Origin of the sequence: Bradyrhizobium cajani (genome assembly GCF_009759665.1) — a bacterium.
Classification (GTDB): Bacteria; Pseudomonadota; Alphaproteobacteria; order Rhizobiales; family Xanthobacteraceae; genus Bradyrhizobium; species Bradyrhizobium cajani.
Genome location: NZ_WQNE01000003.1, coordinates 187,473 through 206,881, shown reverse-complemented (window position 1 = coordinate 206,881; position 19,409 = coordinate 187,473). Strand labels below are relative to the sequence as shown.

The following is a 19,409-nucleotide window of genomic DNA, read 5'->3' as shown; positions in this document are numbered from 1 at the left end:
CGATTATCGCAATCGTTGTGCTAGCCTCGCCCCGGCCCGGAGGCGACATGGAAGATCGTTCTGCAAAATATCGCGCATTCTACGCGCAGTTGATCTGCGCTGCGGCCAAGACCACCGATACCCGCATCGAGCAGGCCTTTCGCACGGTCAAGCGCGAGCCCTTCGCCGGACCCGGGCCGTGGTCGATCTGCCTCGGCGGCCACCCCTATGTCGTGACGCCGGACGATGATCCCGCCTTCCTCTATCAGAACACGCTGCTGGCGCTGGACCCGGCGCGCGGCCTCAATATCGGCATGCCCGGCGCGCACGCCTATTGGCTCAGCGGCTGTGGCGTGAGGGAAGGCGAGATCGTGATCCAGATCGGCGCCGGCAGCGGCTATTACACTGCCATCCTCGCGCATCTCGTCGGACCCGGTGGTCGCGTTCATGCCTATGAGATAGACGAACGCCTGGCAGTCCTTGCGCGCGAAAACCTGAAGGACATCGCTCATGTCGATGTGCGCGAACGTTCGGGCATCGCCTCCGATCTGCCCGCAGCCGACGTGATCTATGTCTGCGCGGGAGCGGCACAGCCGGCCGCGGAGTGGCTTGAGGCGCTGCGTCCCGGCGGCAGGCTCGTGTTCCCATTGGCGCCCGAAGGCATGCTCGGTGGGATGTTGATGATCAACCGGCCGGACGCGGGGGCGATGTGGCCTGCGAAATTCCTCAGCCGTGCCCAGTTCATCGGCTGCGCGGGATTACAGGATGTCGATGCCGGCCGGCGTCTGGCCGAAGCGTTCGCAAGGGGATGGGAGAGCGTCCGGTCGTTTCGACGCGAGGACGCGCCCGACGAGACCTGCTGGTTTGCCGGCGAGGGGTGGTGGCTGTCGACGGCATCCGCGGCCGTGCCTACGGAGGCAATCCACCCCCACGCTGACATCACGCAGGCCTAGCAGTCGGTGCCGCTCGCCGCGAGGCCCGCGCAAAAGGCCTCCAGCAATGCGCGCCCCTGTTGCCAATCGTCCAAGCCGCTTGATGCATTGATGTGGCCGAGTGCGCCGACAACGCTGAATTCGGAGTGCCAGTCGCCCGCCCGTCGGCGTGCAACGTCGAGCGTGCTGTAAGGATCATTGGTGCTTGCGATGACCAGCGAGGGGAATGGCAGCGGACTAGTCGGAGCCGGCGTGAATGAGGTGGCCGCTTCGGGAAACGCAGCGCCGTCCGGGTCGGGGACGGATACCAGGAACGCTCCGGCGATCGCCGATCGGGTGCGTGCGGCCCAATGCGCGACAAGCAGGCAGGCCAGACTGTGCGCGACGAGCACGGGCGGCTCCGTACAGCTCTCGACCGCGCGCTCCAGAGATTGCACCCAGTCGTCGAGCTCCGGCTGATCCCAGCTCGCCGGTCGAAATCGCGCGAAGCGCGCATCGGCCGCTTCCCAGATCGACTGCCAGTGGGCGTCTCCAGAGCCTCCGATGCCGGGCAGGGTGATCATTTTGCGCATGCGTTTCTCGTGATATCTGGGATGACGATGCAGTGTGATCGATCCTGGTCCCGCATCACATGGCGAGTCATCGGCGGAAACGCTCATTTGCCGATGATCTCAAGGTCGGAGGGAGATTTCGCTTGGATCGCTCAGGGAGCATCGACGGCAAGGACTTGAAAATCTTGGAGGCGCTGCAAGCCAATGCGCGCGTGCCTTTGTCCGAGCTCGGTCGTTCCGTCGGATTGTCCCAACCGGCCATTTCCGAGCGCGTCAAGCGCCTCGAGGAGGCCGGCATCATCGAGGGCTATGGCGCCCGGATCAACCCGCGCGCGCTGGGGCTCGGGCTGATGGCGCTGGTTCGGCTGCGAACCACGCATGAGCACATCAAGACCTGTCTGAAAAGGTTCGGCGAGATTCCCCACATCATCGAGGTCCATCGCGTCACCGGCGACGACTGCTTCGTGCTCAAGGTGCTCGTTCCGGCCCCGGAAGACCTCGAGACGATCGTGGATCGTATCGCCGGCTTTGGCGCCGTCACGACGTCGCTGGTGCTGCGCAGCGAGCCGGTGCGTCCGATCGGGCGGGACCTCGTCCGGAGGAAGGCCGAAACGACCTGAGGGCGGCATCCCCGAAAGAGAATGCCGCCCCCGTCGCATCAACCATGCAGTTGATCGCAAAGCTTAACCGCGCGGCTCAGCCATGCAGCTTTTTGGCGGTCTCCGCGATCTGGCGCCCCTGGTAGCGCGCGCCGGCGAGCTCGTTGGCGCTGGGCTGGCGGCTGCCGTCGCCGGCCGTTATCGTGGTCGCGCCATAAGGCGCGCCGCCCGTAACCTCCTCAACGCCCATCTGGCCCGAGAAGCCGTAGTTCAATCCGACCACCACCATGCCGAAATGCAGGAGGTTGGTGATGATCGAGAACAGCGTCGTCTCCTGGCCGCCATGCTGGGTCGCGCTCGCGGTGAAGGCGCCGCCGACCTTGCCGTTGAGCGCGCCCTTGGCCCAGAGCCCGCCGGCCTGGTCGAGGAAGTTCGCCATCTGCGAGGCCATCCGGCCGAAGCGGGTGCCGGTGCCGACGATGATCGCGTCGTAATTGGCGAGGTCCTCGATCTTGGCGACGGGAGCGGCCTGGTCGATCTTGTAATAGGACGCCTTGGCGACTTCCGCCGGCACCAGTTCGGGCACGCGCTTGATGTCGACGGTGACGCCGGCCTCGCGCGCGCCTGAGGCTACGGCGTTCGCCATGGCTTCGATATGGCCATAGGCGGAATAATAGAGGACGAGAACTTTGGTCATGGTGGTCTCCGTTGGGGGTAGGTTGTTCTTTGGCTGGGTCGTCATGGCCGGGTCAGGGCCGGGCATGACGGAGATTGTGGTTATGCCGCGTCGACGAGCACGAGCTCGGAGTCTTCGAGCGCCGTGATCTTCAAGCTGCCTTCGTCGCGAATCGCGGCGCCATCGCGGGCGTTGACGCGCACGCCGTTGATCTCGACGGCACCTGCCGCCGGCACCAGGTAAAGATGCCGCGACGTCTGCGACGTGTACTGCGCGCTCTCGCCGGCCTTCAGCGTGGTCGCGAGCACCCGCGCATCGGCGCGGATCGGCAGCGCATCCGTGTCGCCGTCAAGACCGCTCGCGATGGTGACGAGCTTGCCCGAGCGGTCTGCCTTCGGGAATGGCTTCGAGCCCCAGGTGGGTTGGCCGCCGCGCGTCGTCGGCTCGATCCAGATCTGGAAGATCCGCGTCTGGGTCGGCTCGAGATTGTACTCGGAGTGGCGGATGCCGCTGCCGGCGCTCATCACCTGCACGTCGCCCGCCTCGGTGCGTCCCTGGTTGCCGAGGCTGTCCTGATGGGTGATCGCCCCCTCGCGCACATAGGTGATGATTTCCATGTTGGCGTGGGGATGGGCGGGAAAGCCGGTGTTCGGCGCGATCTCGTCGTCGTTCCACACCCTTAAGGAGCCGTGGCCCATGTTGTTCGGGTCGTAATGGCTGGCGAACGAGAAGTGATGCTTGGCCTTGAGCCAGCCGTGGTCGGCGCCGCCGAGCTTTGCGAAAGGTCTGAGTTCGATCATCTGCGTGATTCCTTGTGTGAGCGGGTGGCGCCTTGATCAGGCGCCGAACCCGCCGTCGACGTTGAGCACGGTGCCGGTGACGAAGGAGGCCTCCGGGCTGGCGAGGAAGACGACGCCGGCGGCGACTTCCTCGGGACGGCCGAAGCGTTGCAGTGCGTGCTGCTTGCGCTGGGTCTCGGCGAACTCGCCGCCGTCCTTGGGATTCATGTCGGTGTCGATCGAGCCGGGCTGCACCACGTTCACGGTGATGCCGCGCGGGCCGAGGTCGCGTGCCGCGCCCTTGGTGTAGCCGACCACGGCCGCCTTGGTCGCGACGTAGTCGGCAAGGCCCGGGAACGAGGCGCGGTCGGCGAGCATTGAGCCGACGGTGACGATGCGGCCGCCTTCACCCATCAATTGCGAGGCGGCGCGGATCGCCGCGATCACCCCATGGACGTTGACCTGATCCTGGCGCGCCAGCGCGTCCACATCGGCATTGGCGTCGTCGATCGCACCGCCGTTCGCGACGCCGGCATTGTTGACGAGGATGTCGAGATGGCCGAACGCCTTCGCGACGTCGTTGACGAGCTGCGTGACGTCCCTGGCCGAGGCCTGGTCGGCCTTGAAGGCGCGCGCCCTGACGCCTCTGGTCTTCAACTCCGTAACGACTGCTTCCGCCTTGTCGGGCGAAGCCACATAGCTGATGGCGACGTCCGCGCCTTCGTCTGCGAGCGCGCGGGCCGAAGCCGCGCCGATGCCGCGCGAACCGCCGGTGACGAGGGCAACCTTGCCTGAAAGCTTCTTGGTCATTGGATCTCTCCATTCGCTGGAATTGCGATTGACCCTTGGATAAGCCCTGGCCTGTGGTATAGAAATAGAAACTGTTGAAACGCATTGTTTCTGCAAATAACCCGGTTGGATCACGCGCATGGCAAAACTCCCCGATTTCGAGGCGCTCGCGATTTTTGCAAAAGTCGTGGAATTACGCTCGTTTGCGGGGGCAGCGAGTGAGCTCGCGATGTCCAAGGCGACGGTGTCCAAGGCGGTGACACGGCTCGAGGAGCGGCTCGGCGCCCGGCTGTTCAACCGCACCTCGCGCCGGCTCGCGCTGACCGATGCCGGGCACAAGCTCGCCGAGCGCGCGACGCGCCTGCTTGCCGATGGCGAGGCCGCGGAGAATGAGGCGCTGGCGCAATCGGTGGCGCCGCGCGGGCTGGTGCGGCTCGCCGTACCCATGACGTTCGGGATCAAGGCGGTGGCGCCGCTGCTGCCGGAGTTCTTTCAGGCCTATCCGGAGGTCTCGGTCGACCTGCACCTGAGCGATGCGACCGTCGACCTGATCGGCGAAGGCTTTGACATGGCGGTACGGATCGCGCGGCTGCCGGATTCCTCGCTGATCGCGCGGCAGCTCTTCACCATGCCGCGCTACACGGTGGCCGCGCCGTCCTATCTCAAGCAGCACGGCCGGCCGACGCATCCGATGCACCTGGCCGAGCACAAATGCTTCAGCTACGCCTATCTCTCGACGCCCAATGTCTGGCACTACACCAATTCGGCCGGCGAGCAGGCCAGCGTGCGTCCGGGCGGACAGCTCCGCGTCAACAATGGCGAGGCGGTGATGCCGGCGCTGATCGCGGGTCTCGGCATCGCCGAGCTTCCCGAGTTCATCGTCGGTGAGGCCATCTCCTCCGGCGCCGTCGAAGTGATCCTGAAGGACTGGAAGCAGGCCGAAGGCGCCGTGCATCTGGTGACGCCGCCCGGCGGCCCGAGGCCCGCGCGCGTCGAGGCGCTCGGCGATTTCCTGGCGGCGAAGCTTCCCGGCACCTGCAAGCGGCGGCCGCGCGGGAAGGCAAAGGCGTCGTCATTGCGAGCGTAGCGAAGCAATCCAGACTGTTGCCGCGGAGGAATTCCGGATTGCTTCGTCGCAAGAGCGCCGCAATGACCGATGTTCGCCTACGACACCTTGACGCCGTCGATCGCAACAATTCGCAAGCTCGGCTTCAGCGTTTCTTCAAGCTGCAACTTCAATTCATGGACACGCGGGTCGGTCGAGCGCGCGGCGCAGACGGCGTATTGATGGACGGATTGTGCCAGTGCGCGTCGCGCCTCCGGCGTTCGCGTCACGTCTGGCTTTGAAAGCCGCAGGACGATCGCGGCGAGATTCACCAGCATCTCGTCCAGGGCGACGTCGATGGTCGCGAGTTTTCCCATAACGCACTCCCATGGCACGCTCCCCGGAAGGCAACGGAGGGGTCCCGGGATGCGTTCCGGTGCGGGCTGAACATGGCTAATACTTCGTAAACGTCTTGTTCTTGCCGATTGCCGCGCTAGGCTGGGACACGAAACAAGAAAAATCGGGGAGGGATCTGCCATGGATCGACGCGATGTCCTGCGCGCCGTTGCCGCGCTGCCGTTGTTGCCCGCGTTGCCGGGCGCGGCCTTCGCGCAAGGCTATCCCGTCCGAAACATCACGATGATCGTGCCGTTCCCGGCCGGCGGACAGGCCGATCTTGCCGCGCGTCCCGTCGCACAGGCACTGGAGCGGATCCTGGGCAAGCCCGTCATCGTCGACAACCGCGCCGGCGGCGGTGGTGGATCGGTCGGCAATGCCGCAGCTGCACGCGCCGAGCCCGATGGCTACACGCTCTTGATGACGCTGTCCTCGCTCGCGGTGCTGCCCGAGGCCGACCGCCTGTTCGATCGTCCCGCCGCCTACGAGGTCTCGCAGTTCATGCCGATTGCGCGCGTGCTTGCCGATCCCACGTTGCTCGCGGTGCCGGCCTCTGCGCCATGGAAGACGGCGCAGGATTTCGTCGCGGATGCGAAGAAGCGCCCGGGCCAGATCACCTACGGTTCGTCCGGTCCCTACGGCACGCTGCATGTGGCGATGGAGATGTTCGCGAGCAGCGCCGACATCAAATTGCTGCATGTGCCGTTCCGCGGGGCGGGCCCGGCACTGACCGCGCTGCTCAGCGGCACGGTGCAGGCGATCGCCGCCGCGCCCGGCACGCTGAAGCCGCAGGTCGACGACGGCAAGCTGCGCGTGCTCGGCAATTGCGGCGCACAGCGCATCGCGAGCTTCCCTGATGTCCCGACCTTTCAGGAACTCGGCTACAAGGATGTCGAGATGTACATCTGGGCTGGGCTCTTTGCTCAGAGTTCTCTCCCCGCGCCGATCGCGACCCGCCTGCGCGAGGCAATGGCGCAGGTGATGACCAGTCCTGATGTGCTCAAGGCGTTCGAGACCTCGGGCAGTCTTGTCGCCTATCAGGATGCGCCGGCCTTCTCCGAGTTCATCGCAGCCGACAGCGCGCGGCTGATCGCGGCGGTGAAGAAGATCGGCAAGGTGGAGTAGGGGCCGTCCTAGAACTCGCTTCGGACTAGGCCCCGCAGCGTGTGCCGGTCGTATCCCGGCGCGAACGCGCCCTCGTATGAAGCCTTGAATGAGGTCGCAGTGGTGAAATCCCACCGCATCTCCGCGCCGGTGAGCGCCACCGTGCGTGCGCGTTCGACGCCGGTGATCGCGAACGGAATGCCGGGGGCGCCCTCGAGGGCCACAGTGGTGGATGCCGCGCTGCCGGTGAATTCGTGGCGCACGGCGAGGGTCGCGCCGAATTGCGCCGTCTGTCCGCTCGGCACCATCATGCGATGATTGGTGCGCAGGCCTGCCGTGCCATAGGCAACATCGAAGCTGCCGGCCCGCACCAGCTGGTTTACGCCCGGGGCGCCGGTTTCGGATAGGCTGCCTTGACGTGTCGAGTACCAGTCGGCCTTGGCGAACGGTTCCACCGTGAAACCCCATCCGGTCGCGAAGGGACGGGCGATGCCGAGCGAGGCGGCAAAGGTGTTCGCTCGCGAGGAGGCGGTCGCCGTTTCTCCCAGGAACGCGATCGTGCGCGAGGATTCGAGCGCGGCGAAGGAGTAGCTGATGGCGGAGGCGAGGTTGAAGCCGCCGCTCTCGCCGCGCGCATAAAAGCCCGCATGGCCGGCATTGGCGTCGATCCGGTCGGCGCGGCCGGCCATGCGCAGCTGGCCGGTCGATGCGCCGACCGCAAGGCCTGCCGTGAAGCCCGGCATGTGCCACAGATCGGCGCCGAGCGCTGCGCCGGCGATGGCTGTATTGGTTCCGAAGGCGATGTCGCTCGCCGCCACCTTGTCCCAATTGCCGTAGCCGCCAAACCAGACGCTCCGCGCCGGTGCGGTGCGCCGGCCGGCGAGCGCCTTGCCGATCGGATCCGCCGGCTCCGGCGCGTAAGCGGTGGCCGACACGCGCAGGGTCTCGCCACGCGACTGCGTGCCGGCGTTCCACATGAAGCTCTGGAACATGTCGGCCTGATCCGCGACGAAGCGGCGTCCATCGGCGTGGATTTGGCCGGCAAGGTCGTCGAGGCCGGCCTTGATGCCGGACGTATTGAGCGCGGCGAGTGTGTTGATCGCGGTGGTCAGCGGTCCCGATGCGCCGCCAAGCTGCGCCTGGTCCAGCGCGCCGGCTACCGAAGCCTGGTTCGGCGTCAGGCCCGACACTGTGCCGAAGCCACCGATCTGTTGGAGAATGAAGTAGACGTTGTTGACGTCGTAACTGAGCTGCCCGGTAACGAGCGGAGCACCCGAGGATGCGAGTGTCGCGAACGTGCCGCTGACGCCGCCAGTCGCGGTGAGGATCGTATATTGGGTGTTGGCGATGAAGCCGCTGCCGAGCGGCACGATCTTCACCGTGCCGCCATTGAGCGTGGCGGTGCCGGTTGCCGCGATCTTGTCGGACTGGCCGGCGGCGTTGATCTCGACCTGAAAGGTCGAGCCTGCGTTGAAGGCGACGTTGCCATTGACGTTGAGCGTCCCGATCGAATTTCCGGGTGCGACCGTGCCGCCGTTGTTGACGACGAGACCGCCCACCGTGCCGGTGCCGCCGAGATAGCCGCCGTTGACGGTGACCACGGACGGCAACGTGCCGTTCACGATCAGGCCGCCGGCGTCCACCGTGGTGGCGCCGTTGAACGAGGTGGTGCCGGTCAGCGTCCAGACCGAGGAGCCGGTCTTGGTCAGTTGCTCGAACTCGTCATATTGCAGGGACGCGCCGAGGGTGCCGAGGTCGAACGTGGCGCTGCCGTCGCCGCCAAAACCCAGCGTGTCGATGCCGGTCCCGCCGCGAACAGTCCCGGTGATCGACGAGCCCGGCGCGAGGACGAACACGTCATCGCCGCCGAACAAATCGACCGCTCCGCTGCCACCGGTCGTGATAGTCCCGGAATTGACGATGGTATCGATGCCAGACGAGCCTTGGATCGCCAGGAAGAAGCCGCCGAGAATCGTGCCGGCATTGATGAAGGTGTTGCCGCCGGCGAGGATTTGTACGGCAGTATGGCCGCCATCGATCAACCCGCCCTGATAGACCGTGACGACATTCCCGGTCGATGTTCCGCTTATTCGGAGCCCGTGCGTGTTGCCTCCGGTGCCGACGGCCGTTCCGCGAATGCCGACGAGGTTGCCATTTGAGTTGTCGATGACGATCGCGGCTTCAGCGATGCTGGTGGCCTCGGCGATCCCTCCTGCAGCGATCGTCACATTGTTGTTGTTCGATCCGTTGGAGAGCAGAACGGCTCCGGTGGAGGTCGAAGCCGTGGCTTGATTGTTGACCGTTATATTCGAGCTGGTTGTGCCGTCGAAAACGATCGCCGGAATCCCGGCGCCCGGCGTGAGCGAGGTCGTGGTCCCGTCGCCGACATCGACCGTGACGTTGCTGCTGCCGGTGGCGTTGATGTGATCGGTGTTGCCGACGCCGGTGCAGGTCGCCACGTCGCCGGAATTGAGCGCGCCGATCGTGCCGGTGCCCGTCACCGTGCAGGCTGCGAGCGCCGGGCCGGGTAGCAGGGCCGGCAGCACGGCGAGCACCAGCGGCGCGAGTGCCGTCGTGACGAGCAGCCTGTCACGCAGTATGGCGGCCGTTGTGGCGTTTGGCGCATGGGCCGGTATTGCAGTCGACATCGACGGATTCCCTCATTCCACGCAATTGCTAGCGGGGACGTCGCTGCGTTTCTTGGAGTTACGCGAAATGCCTTATAGCGAAAGGCGCAAGGCGCCGGTTTGCTCCGGCTCTGTTGCTGCGATGCCACGGACGGTGCCGCCTGGCCGCGGCGTGCTCCGCAGGAAATGGACTAACGCGCAAATTGACTTGTCCTGACGCGCAATCGGGTCCGCAGCGTGTTGCGCGCTGCAACAAACGCGATATCAATGTTTCCGCAGAGAGCTTGGAGATGCGCGTTGATGGCGACCGACGGCCAATCGATCCCCGGCGCGCCGCGCCTCGGCTATACCGGCGAGCCGCGTGGGCCGGCCTATGAGATGTGGCGGGAGGAATTTTGCCGCCGCGTGATGGCAGCCGATCTTTCGCCTTTGTCCGACGGCTCTTTTCGCTGCGACGTCAAGGCGTTGATGTTGCCGCAGGCAACGATATCCTCCTGCAGCGGCACGCCGATCAGATTTATGACGCTCGGCGCCAGCGACAATCTGGCGCTGCTGATAGCGCCGAATTCGCCGTTGCACGCCGTCATGGGCCGTCGCGCGCTCGAAGTCGCGCCGCACGGCATCAGTCTCATCGACGGCTCCATCAAGGGAGCATTCGTCTCGCAGCTCGACAAGGGCGGCAACAAGGCCGCGTTGTTCGACCGCAAGACGCTGCTGTCTTATTGCCCCGATGCCGAAGACAGTGTTGCGCGACCGCTCGATCATAACCCCGCGCTCACCGCGCTGCTGCATCGATATTACGACTTCGCGGTTCAGCACGCCCCGGGACTCGATGCGCTGGCGCAGCACGCCGTTTCGCAACATTTGATGGATTTGATGGTGCTGGTGCTCGGCGGCAGGCGCGACGCCACCGAACTGGCGAAAGAGCGCGGCCTCGCCGCGGCTCGGCTGGAAGCCATCAAGGCCGACATTCTGGCGCGGCTCGGCGACGGCAGCCTCACGCTCGCCGACCTCGCGCGGCGCCACCGCGCCAGCCCTCGCACCATTCAATTGCTGTTCGAGCGCAGCGGCGCCACGTTCTCCGAATTCCTGCTGGAGCAGCGGTTGCTATGGGCGGCGCGGCTGCTGCGCGATCCGCTGCACCGGATGAGCAAGATCAGCGATCTCGCCTATCTCTCCGGCTTCAACGACGTCTCGTATTTTCACCGGGCATTTCGCCGGCGCTTTGGCATGACGCCCTCGGATGCGAAGGCGGAACAGGCCGAAAGCTGAATTTGGTTCCAGCCGCTTTTTCACATTTTTTTGTTGGTCCAGAACCTGTCCGCGTCTCATTGATTGATGACAATTCGAGAGACTCGGGAAGGATCGGGACATGCGAACAGAGCGGATTGCGCTGGGTATGGCGCTTGCGATCGGCGGCATCGTCGCGCAGAGCGCGGCATCCGCCCAGGAATACCGCGGCGAATACCGCGGCACGATGGAACAGCAGATGGCCTGCACGCCCGATGTGTGGCGCCTATGCAGCGATCAGATTCCGGATGTAGGCCGCATCACGGCCTGTTTGCGAGAGAACACGCCGCAGCTTTCGAGTGGCTGTCGTGCGGTGTTCCAGTCCAACAACCAGATGCCGCCGCAACAGCAGGTCCCGCGCGGTCGCCTCGCGCCGTCGCCGCGCTATAACAACGCGCCGCCGCCACCTCAGCAGGTGCAGCCGCGGCCCTATGACTATGACGACGACTAGCGCTGTGTAGCGCATGGTACGCAGCGCTAAAGCGGGATGAGTTCTGGTCGAATCAATGCGGGCCGAGGGCACCTCTCCCCTCCGGGGAGGTCGATCCGAGCCGACCGAGCTTCATCATCATGCTATAGGCGCGAAGATGCGGTCGTGCCGCCTCGTTCAGCGCTCTGTCTTGCCGTCCGATTCAGGTCGATGTCCAAGCACCGTCCGCAAGACAACACCGAAGAGAATGACTGCGACGGGCCAATGGAACCAGATCTTGTGCGCGCCAGTGAACAGGTTGATCAGAATCAGAAAGGCCGAAACCGTAAGGGCCACTGCAACCGGGCGGGGCAGCTTCGCTAGCCATTGCAAGGCGACATGCGCCCACGCGGATGGCGCGTGCCTGTCACCAATCCGGGGAGCACGAGCTTCCTCCCGGGGAGTTCGGCTCTCATCGATCGGGAGGCTCCTTGGCCCGGCGGTTCGGCCACCCAGGGTCACCCGATAACTGGTCTGGGGAGCAATGTTCTTCATGGGGCGCTGGCCGAGGCAGTCGAAGCCAACGGATAATTTGTTGTGCACCTGATCGTAGACGGAGCTCGAGATCACGACGCCGCCGGGGTCGGCGAGCTCTTGCAGGCGCGATGCGATATTGACCCCGTCGCCATAGATGTTGGTGCCGTCCACCATCACGTCGCCGAGGTTGATGCCGATGCGAAACCGCATCGGGTTCGCCTGAGGCGTGTCCGAATTCTGATCGGAGATTTCCTGCTGAATCTCGATCGCGCATTGCACGGCCTCGACGACGCTGGCGAACTCGGCGATCACGGCATCGCCCCAGGTGTTCACGATGCGGCCGTCATGACGCTCGACCAATCGCGCAATGGCAGTGCGGGAGCGGCGGAGCGTCTCCAGCGTTCCGGTCTCGTCGGCCTCCATGAGACGAGAATAGCCGTGCACATCGGCACACAGCACGGTGGTCAGTCGTCGCTTCACCTTGTCGTCGGCCATGGTCGATATGGTAGCCTTCCTGACCGGCAAATGCATCAGGCATCACATCTGGCGCCATCGCGGTTCAGCGACCGGTCGTCCTGTCCCGAAACTGTCATAACCTTGCAACGAATTGCAGTCCGCCAGGTTGATTGCGGTCGGAAGTTGTGGATCGGAGGAATGTCATGTCCATGACCAGAATGCCTGCGGCACTTTTCGTCATCGGCGCGATATTGCTCGGCGCACCTGCAATGGCTGCCCCGGTCACTCCCTTATCCGGAGCCGCCAGGCCGATGGTGCAGGAGAGCGACCTGGCGCAAGCGCGTTTCGGCCGGTGGCACAGGGGCTTGGGTCATTGGCATAGTGTACGCTATCGCTGCCGTCCCTACTGTGGCTGGGGCGGCTAGAGCATGATCCGGAAAAGTGTGCAGCGGTTTTCCGAAAAGATCATGCTCAAGCAACAGCCTAAAGCGCGATGACGATTCATCCAAATCTCACCGCGCTTTAGACGCGAGGCCGCCTAAGCGGAACGTTTTGAGTACGTCGCTTGCCCAAAGCTATCCATAATACCGCTCACAGCGCGATCGAAGTGGGCACGCGCGCCCACGTTACGGCCTGTGCTCGCAGACGTCGACCCATTCGGCGCTGACCAACTCGGCTAACCGGTCGGGTGCGATGCGCACCGCGCTATGGGTTGAACCCGCGGCCGGCACCACGACGTCGAACGCTTTCAGCGAGACGTCGCAATAGATCGGCAGCGGCGACTTCAGCCCGAACGGGCAGACGCCGCCGACCTCGTGGCCGGTGATCTCGGCGACCTCTTCCAGTCCAAGCATCTTCGGCTTGCCGCCGAACTGCGCCTTCACCTTCTTGTTGTCCATGCGCGACGTGCCGCTCGCGACGATCAAGATCACGCGCTCGCCGATCCGCAGCGACAACGTCTTGGCGATCCGCCCGGGCTCGACGCCATAGGCTTCGGCGGCCAGCGTCACCGTCGCGGAGCTGATCGAGGATTCGATGACCGATATGTCGGGGGCTTTCTCGGCGAAGAAGGCACGAACGGATTCAAGGCTCATTCCGGACAGCTCATTCCAGTCTCATGGGCGGGGCGACCCTTAAACGATTCCTGGCAGCTCGGAGAGCGCGTGGATGCAATGATCCGGCGCAAAGCCAAGCTCGTCCATCTGGGTGCGGATCGCCTTGAACATCGTCAGCGGTGCCACGAGTTCGTTCTCGACGCAAGCCAGCGCCATGGTTTCGGGCGTGACGCGTTCGATCCACGCGACGTTCAGTCCGAACGATTTCGCGCCGGCTGCGTCCCAGGGATTGGACGAGACGAACAGAACCTCGTTCGGTGCGGTCCCGAGCACCTCGCCGACCAGCTCATAGGCTTCCGGGCTCGGCTTGAAGGTCTTCTTCGCATCGACGCTGATGGTGGCATCGAGCAGGGCGTCGAGGCCGGAGTTGCGCACGAGCGCATTGAGCATGTCCGGGCTGCCGTTGGAGAGGATGGCGAGTTTTCGCGGTCTCAGGGCCGCAAGCGCTGCCGTCGCGTCGGGATAGAGATCGAGGTGCAGATACTTTTCGATGACGCGCTCGAATGCGTCGTTCTCGTAAGCAAGCCCGAGCATGCGCAGCGTATAAGCAAGCGAGTCGCGGGTGACCGCCGCAAAATCCTGGTAGCGCCGCATCAGCGAGCGCAACCAGGTGTATTCAAGCTGCTTGATCCGCCAGACCTGCGTGATGATCTCGCCATAGCCCGGAAACGCATCCTCGGTGACCTCCGCCACCGACTGGATGTCGTAAAGCGTTCCGTAGGCGTCGAAGACGACGGCTTTGATGCTCATCGGCTGTCCTTTCGGGCCGTTGTGGTTGCACAAACTCCGCTTGGGGGAGTGCGCATAATCGTCAGCTTACCAAAGCACAGCGGACGTCCGCCACTGCAAGAATGATCGGCGGCTTGTGATCCCTAAGCGGAAAAAATCTCCTGAGGATCTGCGCAAAGGCGATATCGGGTTTGGGTTATGGTATCACCATGAAACGATTTCTCATCTTTACGGGTTTGTTCCCTTTTCTGGCGCTGCTTGTTTTCTTGATCCCCGGCTTGTCTGCAAGACCGGAGCTTCCGGCGTTCCGAGTACTGTATGGAATGCTTGAGATTGCCTACTTCGTTGCGATCGTGCCCGCGTGGTTTTCGGCTTCAATTGACTGGTACTTGTCAGATAGGCCGACCTTTATAAGCCTCGCGATCACAGCCGCCTCAGGCATCATTGTCTCGTTGGGATCAGCATATGTCTTTGGCTTGAGAGCGGAAGTCAGAAACGATCCGGTGGTCATCGGGTTGGTGGGAGCAATTCCAGCCACCGTGTGTTCGTGGCTGTCCAAGACCAACCGAATGAAGCAAGATGCGTGAGCGGCTGTGAGACCAGGCCGGTAGAGACGGCAGCAGGCTGCGCGTCTTCTATCCGACGGGTTCGAGGAGCAAACGGTTCAATTGCAGTTCGTGCGAGAGCCCCCGACGGGCTTCCTGTCGCTCTCCGAGGAAACGCAGACGCCACTTAGGTCACCATCAGGAGGTGGCACTTGATCTGCCAATACAAAGCTACCTGATGCTCCGGCCGGCATTCTGAGCTTCCTGGTGATTCTGAATTTGTCCGGCTGCGTATAGGGTTGAAAATCGCCATAATTGATTCTGACACCGCGCGACATGCCGGTGATCCTGAGGTCTCCCGTGTCGACCAAGGTCGCCAGCCCCGCATTGCCCGGCAAGACTGAATAGTTCTTCACCGGCAGAGCCGACACGACCGATCCCACGTCGATTTGCGCAATCCCCAGGGGGCAATCCCCCAAGACGTTGCGCCACAGCAACTCGCCCGGCCCGTCCTTCGGCAGCTGGATCGTGTTGCGAACTGCCCGATCCGGAAAATGCCGCAGTCCCGGCACGCTGAACGTTCCCGCACTGTGTTTGCCGCCAATCTCATCGGCGGGGCGCCCGAACAACAGTGTAGCTGCTTCCTGCGCGCTGCCGTCCTTCAAGGTCGTCTCCGTGGGCGGTATCAGACATCCCGTGTAAGCGGTGAACCGTATCTTGTCGCGCGGTATCCCCATCACGCCGACAAGAGGCTTGCCGCGGGCTTGAGGGCCAATAGCCCCGCCCGCAGGACTGCGGCCAGCGTCTCCGGCTTTTTCGGCGGCGGTGTCCGCATGGGCGACGACACCGACAACGCGTTCGGTCGCACCGACGACATCCCAGATGGTCGCCCCATCGCTCGCCAAGGCCAGGTAGAGCGGCTCAGGCCCCGGAGTGACCTCGACGGTCACGACTGAGGTCACCCGGTCCTGGCTTCCAACCCAGACGTTCGATAGCGCTCTGCCTTCTCTGGCACCGACAATCACCAGGCGCGCGTCGCGCGGTGGGTTGGGCACATTGCATCCGGCCACTGCTGCTTCAAGCCGCTGCTTGCGCATCTCGGCTTCACGCGCGCGCTGTATCGCCTGCCGGGCTTCGTTCAGCCGCTTGCCGAATTCCTGGGCCTCACTTGCCGAGATGCGACCATCGCGGTCCTGGTCCGCCAAATCGAACTGCTCGCGAATGGCCGCCTCGTACTCCGCGAGAGAGACGACCCCGTCTCCATTCGCGTCGAGCGTCATCGGAACAAGTTGGGTGGCGCTTTGCTGCCAGGCAATGCTCGCTTGCGCGGCTTGTCGAGCTCCCTCTTGCTGGATTTCGGCAGTACTGATGACGCCGTCACGATCGGTATCCGGTTTGAGCAGATCGTGGACGAGCTTGTCGAGCTGTGTACGAACCTGCTGAGGTGTCGGTTCGAGCTGTACACCGTTGGCATGGATCATCTGACGCGCCCGCGGCTTCATTGCCGCGGTCACTTCCTCAGATGTGACAGAGCCGTCGCCATCAAGGTCGTAGGTCAGGATCTGCGCGACGGTCTGCGATCGCCGCTGCGCCACCGAGATTCTGCGTAGATCTTCGATCCCCTGCGCGCTGACGCCACGCTCATCGGGATTGCTCTGGTAAAACGCGATCAGCATCTGCGACCTGACTTGATCCCAAGTCGCCTCTGCGCGGATGGAGCCGCCCATCCGGGCGATGATCCAATCGTTATCGGCGGAAGCCGGCGTCGCCAGCACGCCCAGACACGTCGTCAGGAAGCCGATACGGCAGGTCCTTTTTGGGGACAACGGGCCAACGACAGCTTTGACGAATGCTGCAATAATTCCGGTCACAAGGCGTCTCACGTTTTGATTCTGAAAGGGTGGAAGCCAAATTTCTATGAGGACGCTATGCTGCCATCGTGCCGCGTCGTCTGCTCCGACGAGCACCAGGGCAGGGTCGCAACGACTTGGTATGACATGAATGTTCGGGCATCTTCATGAGACACACGCTAAACGCGAGGCGTTAGCCAAGCCCGGCACCATTCAATAAAGTTTTACGGAAGCAATGGCCAAATTCGGACGAGCCATGAATCGAACGGCGCTCGCACGAAGTGCAGTGCAAGCTAGACGGTCGGCTGACGTCCTCGCCGCGTCCAGGCCTCTCGCTCGGCGAAGACCCGGCTGACCTCCGCCATGTGCTCCGTACCCCAGGAGCAGAGCGGCACGAGCGCTTCGCCCAGGCTGTGGCCCAGAGGCGTGAGGCTGTAGTCCACCCGCGGCGGCACCTCCTTGTAGTCGGTCCGCTTCACGAGACCATCGGCCTCGAGTTCCTTCAGCTGCTGGATCAGCATCTTGTCGCTCACGTCGCGCACGGCGCGCCGGAGCTCGCCGTAACGGGTCGGCCCGCCCTGGGCGAGGAAGTACAGGATCAGCGGCTTCCACTTGCCGGCGATGACCCGCAAGGTCGCATCGAGGCCGCACGTGAAGCCGGGCAAAGTCGGGGTGCAGCTCTGGACCGGCGGTGAGGTCGGCGCCGGCGGCGGGAGCGGGTTTGAGCGATCTGATGACATTTTTGGGTACTTACCAAAAGGTGCATACTTGTCGATAGGTGGGTACGCAGCCAGCTCAGTGCAACCTCAATGAAGGAGCACATCATGAGCAGACTACAAGGCAAGACGGCGGTGGTGACGGGCGGTGGAACCGGCATCGGACTTGGCGCCGCCAAACGGTTCGTCGACGAAGGCGCGTTCGTCTACCTGTTCGGGCGGCGGCAGGAGCCGCTCGACGCCGCCGTTGCGCAGCTGGGGTCTTCGGCGCGAGCTGTCAGGGGCTCGGTGACGGATCTGGCCGACCTCGACAGGCTGTACGCGGCGGTGAAAGCCGAACGGGGCGGGCTCGACATTCTCTTTGCCAACGCCGGGACCGGATCGTTTGCGCCGCTCGGCGAGATCACCCTCGAACATTACGATCAGATCTTCGACGTCAATGTGAAGGGGCTGGTGTTCACGGTGCAGAAGGCCCTGCCGCTGATGCGCGCGGGGTCGTCGATCATCCTGACCGGTTCGAGCACGGGCGTGATGGGAACGCCGCAGTTCAGTATCTACAGCGCGACCAAGGCCGCGATCCGCAATCTGGCGCGGAGCTGGGCGCTCGACCTGCGCGGCAAGGGCATCCGCGTCAACGTGCTGTCTCCGGGGCCGATCAGGACGGAGCTGGCGCTGGAGGTGGTCGGCGAGGAAGCGTTCGATGCGCTCGGCAGCAACACGCCGATCGGGCGTGTGGGCGACCCGGCCGAGACCGGAGCGGTGGCCGCGTTCCTGGCCTCGTCCGACAGCAGCTTCATGACCGGCGGCGAGGTCTTCGTCGACGGCGGCCTGGCACAGGTCTGAGGCTTTGAGCGTGAGGGCTTCGGTCGCTCGATCGAAGCCCTCGATGCGCTTTAGATGCCCAGCAGCTTGCGCGCGTTGGCCTTGAGCACCTTCGGCCGGATCTCGTCGCGGATGTCGATCTTGGCGAAGTCCGACAGCCAGCGGTCCGGCGTGATCACCGGCCAGTCCGAGCCGAACAGCATCTTGTCCTGGAGGATCGAGTTGATGTAGCGCACCAGGATCGGCGGGAAGTATTTCGGCGACCATCCCGAGAGGTCGATATAGACGTTCGGCTTGTGCGTCGCGACCGACAGTGCTTCTTCCTGCCAGGGGAAGGAGGGGTGGGCGAGGATGATCTTGAGGTCGGGGAAATCGGCCGCGACGTCGTCCATGTACATCGGATTGGAATATTTCAGCCGCATCCCCATGCCGCCCGGCATGCCGGAGCCGACGCCGGTTTGGCCGGTGTGGAACAGCGCGATGGCGCCGCCATTGTTGATCTCTTCGTAGAGCGGATAGGCCATGCGGTCGTTGGCGTAGAAGCCCTGCATGGTCGGATGGAATTTGAAGCCGCGCACGCCGTATTCCTCGATCAGCTTGCGCGCCTCGCGTGCGCCGAGCTTGCCCTTGTGCGGGTCGATCGAGACGAAGGGGATGAGGACGTCGAGATGGTCGGAGGCGACCTCCAGCATCTCGTAATTGTTGTAGCGGCGGAAGCCGGTCTCGCGCTCGGCGTCGACCGGGAAGATCACCGCGGCGATGTTCTTGGAGCGGTAGTAGGCCGCGGTCTCCGGTACGGTCGGCGGATGCTTGTTGGGCGACTTGAAATACTCTGCCATCTGCGCCTGGAAATCGTCATAGCCGTCGTCGGGATGGCAGCCGCAGGGCTCCTCGGCATGGGTGTGGATGTCGATGGCGACGACGTCGTCGATGTTCGGCAGCTTCAGCTTCGGCATTGGTTTCCTCCCGACGGGTTGTCGAATTGATTATATGATATAACGAATTTGGCAAGGCGTCCTCGGGGGCGAAACCGCAGGCCGTAAAAGTCTTTGCTGTGCTTGGCCGCGAATGGACAAATTGGGCCGATCCGGCCGCTTCTACTGTGCATGGGGTTGTTTTCACGAATTTGGCGGTTCGGAACGGGGCAGTTAACATTGACATCCGGTCCTCCCATGCCTTAAGAACCGCCCCGTCCCGGGCGGTCGGTCCGCCAGCGGGAAAAATCTCATTTTGCCACATTCGCGCGTGCCGAAACGGTAGTGCCGAACACGGCCTTTCGAACGTTCAGGATTCTGCCATGAAGGTCCGTAACTCGCTGAAATCGCTGCGCGGTCGCCATCGCGCCAACCGCCTGGTCCGCCGCAAGGGCCGGGTCTATGTGATCAACAAGGTGCAGCGCCGCTTCAAGGCTCGCCAGGGCTGATCTCGCCCTGTCGGACGCCTCGCGCGCGCCCGCAAGACCA

Annotated in this window: 21 protein-coding genes; 9 read left to right on the top strand and 12 right to left on the bottom strand. The window is 63.9% G+C overall.

Going from position 1 to position 19,409, the window contains the following annotated elements:
* Positions 1–47 precede the first annotated feature (47 nt).
* The gene (locus GPL20_RS05960; RefSeq protein WP_157328629.1) at positions 48–932 is read left to right on the top strand and encodes a protein-L-isoaspartate O-methyltransferase family protein; all 885 of its coding nucleotides are present in this window, start codon (positions 48–50) and stop codon (positions 930–932) included.
* On the opposite strand, the gene GPL20_RS05955 is transcribed toward GPL20_RS05960, so the two are convergent.
* On the bottom strand, positions 929–1,483 hold the full coding sequence (locus GPL20_RS05955) for an RBBP9/YdeN family alpha/beta hydrolase (protein ID WP_157328627.1): 555 nt from the start codon (positions 1,481–1,483) through the stop codon (positions 929–931). The genes GPL20_RS05960 and GPL20_RS05955 overlap by 4 nt on opposite strands.
* A gap of 122 nt (positions 1,484–1,605) precedes the next feature.
* Here GPL20_RS05955 and GPL20_RS05950 point away from each other — a divergent pair, with 122 nt between their 5' ends.
* The gene (locus GPL20_RS05950) at positions 1,606–2,082 is read left to right on the top strand and encodes an Lrp/AsnC family transcriptional regulator (protein ID WP_157328624.1); all 477 of its coding nucleotides are present in this window, start codon (positions 1,606–1,608) and stop codon (positions 2,080–2,082) included.
* A gap of 76 nt (positions 2,083–2,158) precedes the next feature.
* Here the strand turns inward: GPL20_RS05950 and wrbA are convergent, their stop codons facing one another.
* The 3 genes from wrbA to GPL20_RS05935 all read right to left on the bottom strand — a co-directional run bounded on the left by wrbA (position 2,159) and on the right by GPL20_RS05935 (position 4,326).
* Positions 2,159–2,758 (bottom strand): NAD(P)H:quinone oxidoreductase, encoded by a 600-nt coding sequence (wrbA, locus tag GPL20_RS05945; RefSeq protein ID WP_157328622.1) that lies wholly within the window; start codon positions 2,756–2,758, stop codon positions 2,159–2,161.
* Positions 2,759–2,838: 80 nt separating this feature from the next.
* Positions 2,839–3,537 (bottom strand): pirin family protein, encoded by a 699-nt coding sequence (locus tag GPL20_RS05940; RefSeq protein ID WP_157328620.1) that lies wholly within the window; start codon positions 3,535–3,537, stop codon positions 2,839–2,841.
* A gap of 36 nt (positions 3,538–3,573) precedes the next feature.
* Complete coding sequence (locus GPL20_RS05935; protein WP_157328618.1) at positions 3,574–4,326, bottom strand: SDR family NAD(P)-dependent oxidoreductase; 753 nt, start codon at positions 4,324–4,326, stop codon at positions 3,574–3,576.
* 118 nt (positions 4,327–4,444) lie between these two features.
* Here GPL20_RS05935 and GPL20_RS05930 point away from each other — a divergent pair, with 118 nt between their 5' ends.
* Positions 4,445–5,392: a LysR family transcriptional regulator gene (locus GPL20_RS05930; RefSeq protein WP_157328616.1), complete on the top strand. Its 948-nt coding sequence runs from the start codon at positions 4,445–4,447 to the stop codon at positions 5,390–5,392.
* A 77-nt stretch (positions 5,393–5,469) separates the two neighbouring features.
* Here GPL20_RS05930 and GPL20_RS05925 read toward each other — a convergent pair whose 3' ends face one another.
* The gene (locus GPL20_RS05925) at positions 5,470–5,727 is read right to left on the bottom strand and encodes a hypothetical protein (protein WP_157328614.1); all 258 of its coding nucleotides are present in this window, start codon (positions 5,725–5,727) and stop codon (positions 5,470–5,472) included.
* A gap of 160 nt (positions 5,728–5,887) precedes the next feature.
* Between GPL20_RS05925 and GPL20_RS05920 the strand changes: the two genes are divergently transcribed.
* Positions 5,888–6,871, top strand: a complete 984-nt coding sequence (locus GPL20_RS05920) for a tripartite tricarboxylate transporter substrate binding protein (protein WP_157328612.1) — start codon at positions 5,888–5,890, stop codon at positions 6,869–6,871.
* A gap of 8 nt (positions 6,872–6,879) precedes the next feature.
* On the opposite strand, the gene GPL20_RS05915 is transcribed toward GPL20_RS05920, so the two are convergent.
* Positions 6,880–9,498, bottom strand: coding sequence for an autotransporter outer membrane beta-barrel domain-containing protein (locus GPL20_RS05915; protein WP_157328610.1), 2,619 nt, complete (start codon positions 9,496–9,498; stop codon positions 6,880–6,882).
* A 279-nt stretch (positions 9,499–9,777) separates the two neighbouring features.
* Here GPL20_RS05915 and GPL20_RS05910 point away from each other — a divergent pair, with 279 nt between their 5' ends.
* Positions 9,778–10,749, top strand: a complete 972-nt coding sequence (locus GPL20_RS05910) for a helix-turn-helix transcriptional regulator (RefSeq protein WP_157328607.1) — start codon at positions 9,778–9,780, stop codon at positions 10,747–10,749.
* 100 nt (positions 10,750–10,849) lie between these two features.
* Entirely contained in the window at positions 10,850–11,218 is a 369-nt protein-coding gene (locus GPL20_RS05905; RefSeq protein ID WP_157328605.1) for a hypothetical protein, read from the top strand.
* A gap of 156 nt (positions 11,219–11,374) precedes the next feature.
* On the opposite strand, the gene GPL20_RS05900 is transcribed toward GPL20_RS05905, so the two are convergent.
* The 3 genes from GPL20_RS05900 to GPL20_RS05890 form a co-directional block, all read right to left on the bottom strand.
* Positions 11,375–12,208, bottom strand: a complete 834-nt coding sequence (locus GPL20_RS05900) for an adenylate/guanylate cyclase domain-containing protein (RefSeq protein WP_157328604.1) — start codon at positions 12,206–12,208, stop codon at positions 11,375–11,377.
* A 587-nt stretch (positions 12,209–12,795) separates the two neighbouring features.
* Entirely contained in the window at positions 12,796–13,263 is a 468-nt protein-coding gene (locus GPL20_RS05895; protein ID WP_157328602.1) for a YbaK/EbsC family protein, read from the bottom strand.
* Positions 13,264–13,302: 39 nt separating this feature from the next.
* Positions 13,303–14,034: a haloacid dehalogenase type II gene (locus GPL20_RS05890; protein WP_157328600.1), complete on the bottom strand. Its 732-nt coding sequence runs from the start codon at positions 14,032–14,034 to the stop codon at positions 13,303–13,305.
* A gap of 188 nt (positions 14,035–14,222) precedes the next feature.
* On the opposite strand from GPL20_RS05890, the gene GPL20_RS05885 reads away from it, so the two are divergent.
* Positions 14,223–14,600 (top strand): hypothetical protein, encoded by a 378-nt coding sequence (locus GPL20_RS05885; protein WP_157328598.1) that lies wholly within the window; start codon positions 14,223–14,225, stop codon positions 14,598–14,600.
* 77 nt (positions 14,601–14,677) lie between these two features.
* Here GPL20_RS05885 and GPL20_RS05880 read toward each other — a convergent pair whose 3' ends face one another.
* Both GPL20_RS05880 and GPL20_RS05875 read right to left on the bottom strand, forming a co-directional pair.
* Entirely contained in the window at positions 14,678–16,429 is a 1,752-nt protein-coding gene (locus GPL20_RS05880; protein ID WP_157328596.1) for a hypothetical protein, read from the bottom strand.
* A gap of 272 nt (positions 16,430–16,701) precedes the next feature.
* A complete protein-coding gene (locus GPL20_RS05875) occupies positions 16,702–17,148 on the bottom strand; it encodes a winged helix-turn-helix transcriptional regulator (RefSeq protein WP_157328594.1) in 447 nt (148 codons plus the stop codon).
* Between the two features lie 84 nt (positions 17,149–17,232).
* Between GPL20_RS05875 and GPL20_RS05870 the strand changes: the two genes are divergently transcribed.
* Complete coding sequence (locus GPL20_RS05870; protein WP_167532925.1) at positions 17,233–17,967, top strand: SDR family NAD(P)-dependent oxidoreductase; 735 nt, start codon at positions 17,233–17,235, stop codon at positions 17,965–17,967.
* A gap of 50 nt (positions 17,968–18,017) precedes the next feature.
* Here GPL20_RS05870 and GPL20_RS05865 read toward each other — a convergent pair whose 3' ends face one another.
* On the bottom strand, positions 18,018–18,902 hold the full coding sequence (locus GPL20_RS05865; RefSeq protein ID WP_027551976.1) for an amidohydrolase family protein: 885 nt from the start codon (positions 18,900–18,902) through the stop codon (positions 18,018–18,020).
* A gap of 341 nt (positions 18,903–19,243) precedes the next feature.
* Between GPL20_RS05865 and ykgO the strand changes: the two genes are divergently transcribed.
* The gene (gene ykgO, locus GPL20_RS05860; protein ID WP_006611362.1) at positions 19,244–19,369 is read left to right on the top strand and encodes a type B 50S ribosomal protein L36; all 126 of its coding nucleotides are present in this window, start codon (positions 19,244–19,246) and stop codon (positions 19,367–19,369) included.
* Positions 19,370–19,409 lie beyond the last annotated feature (40 nt).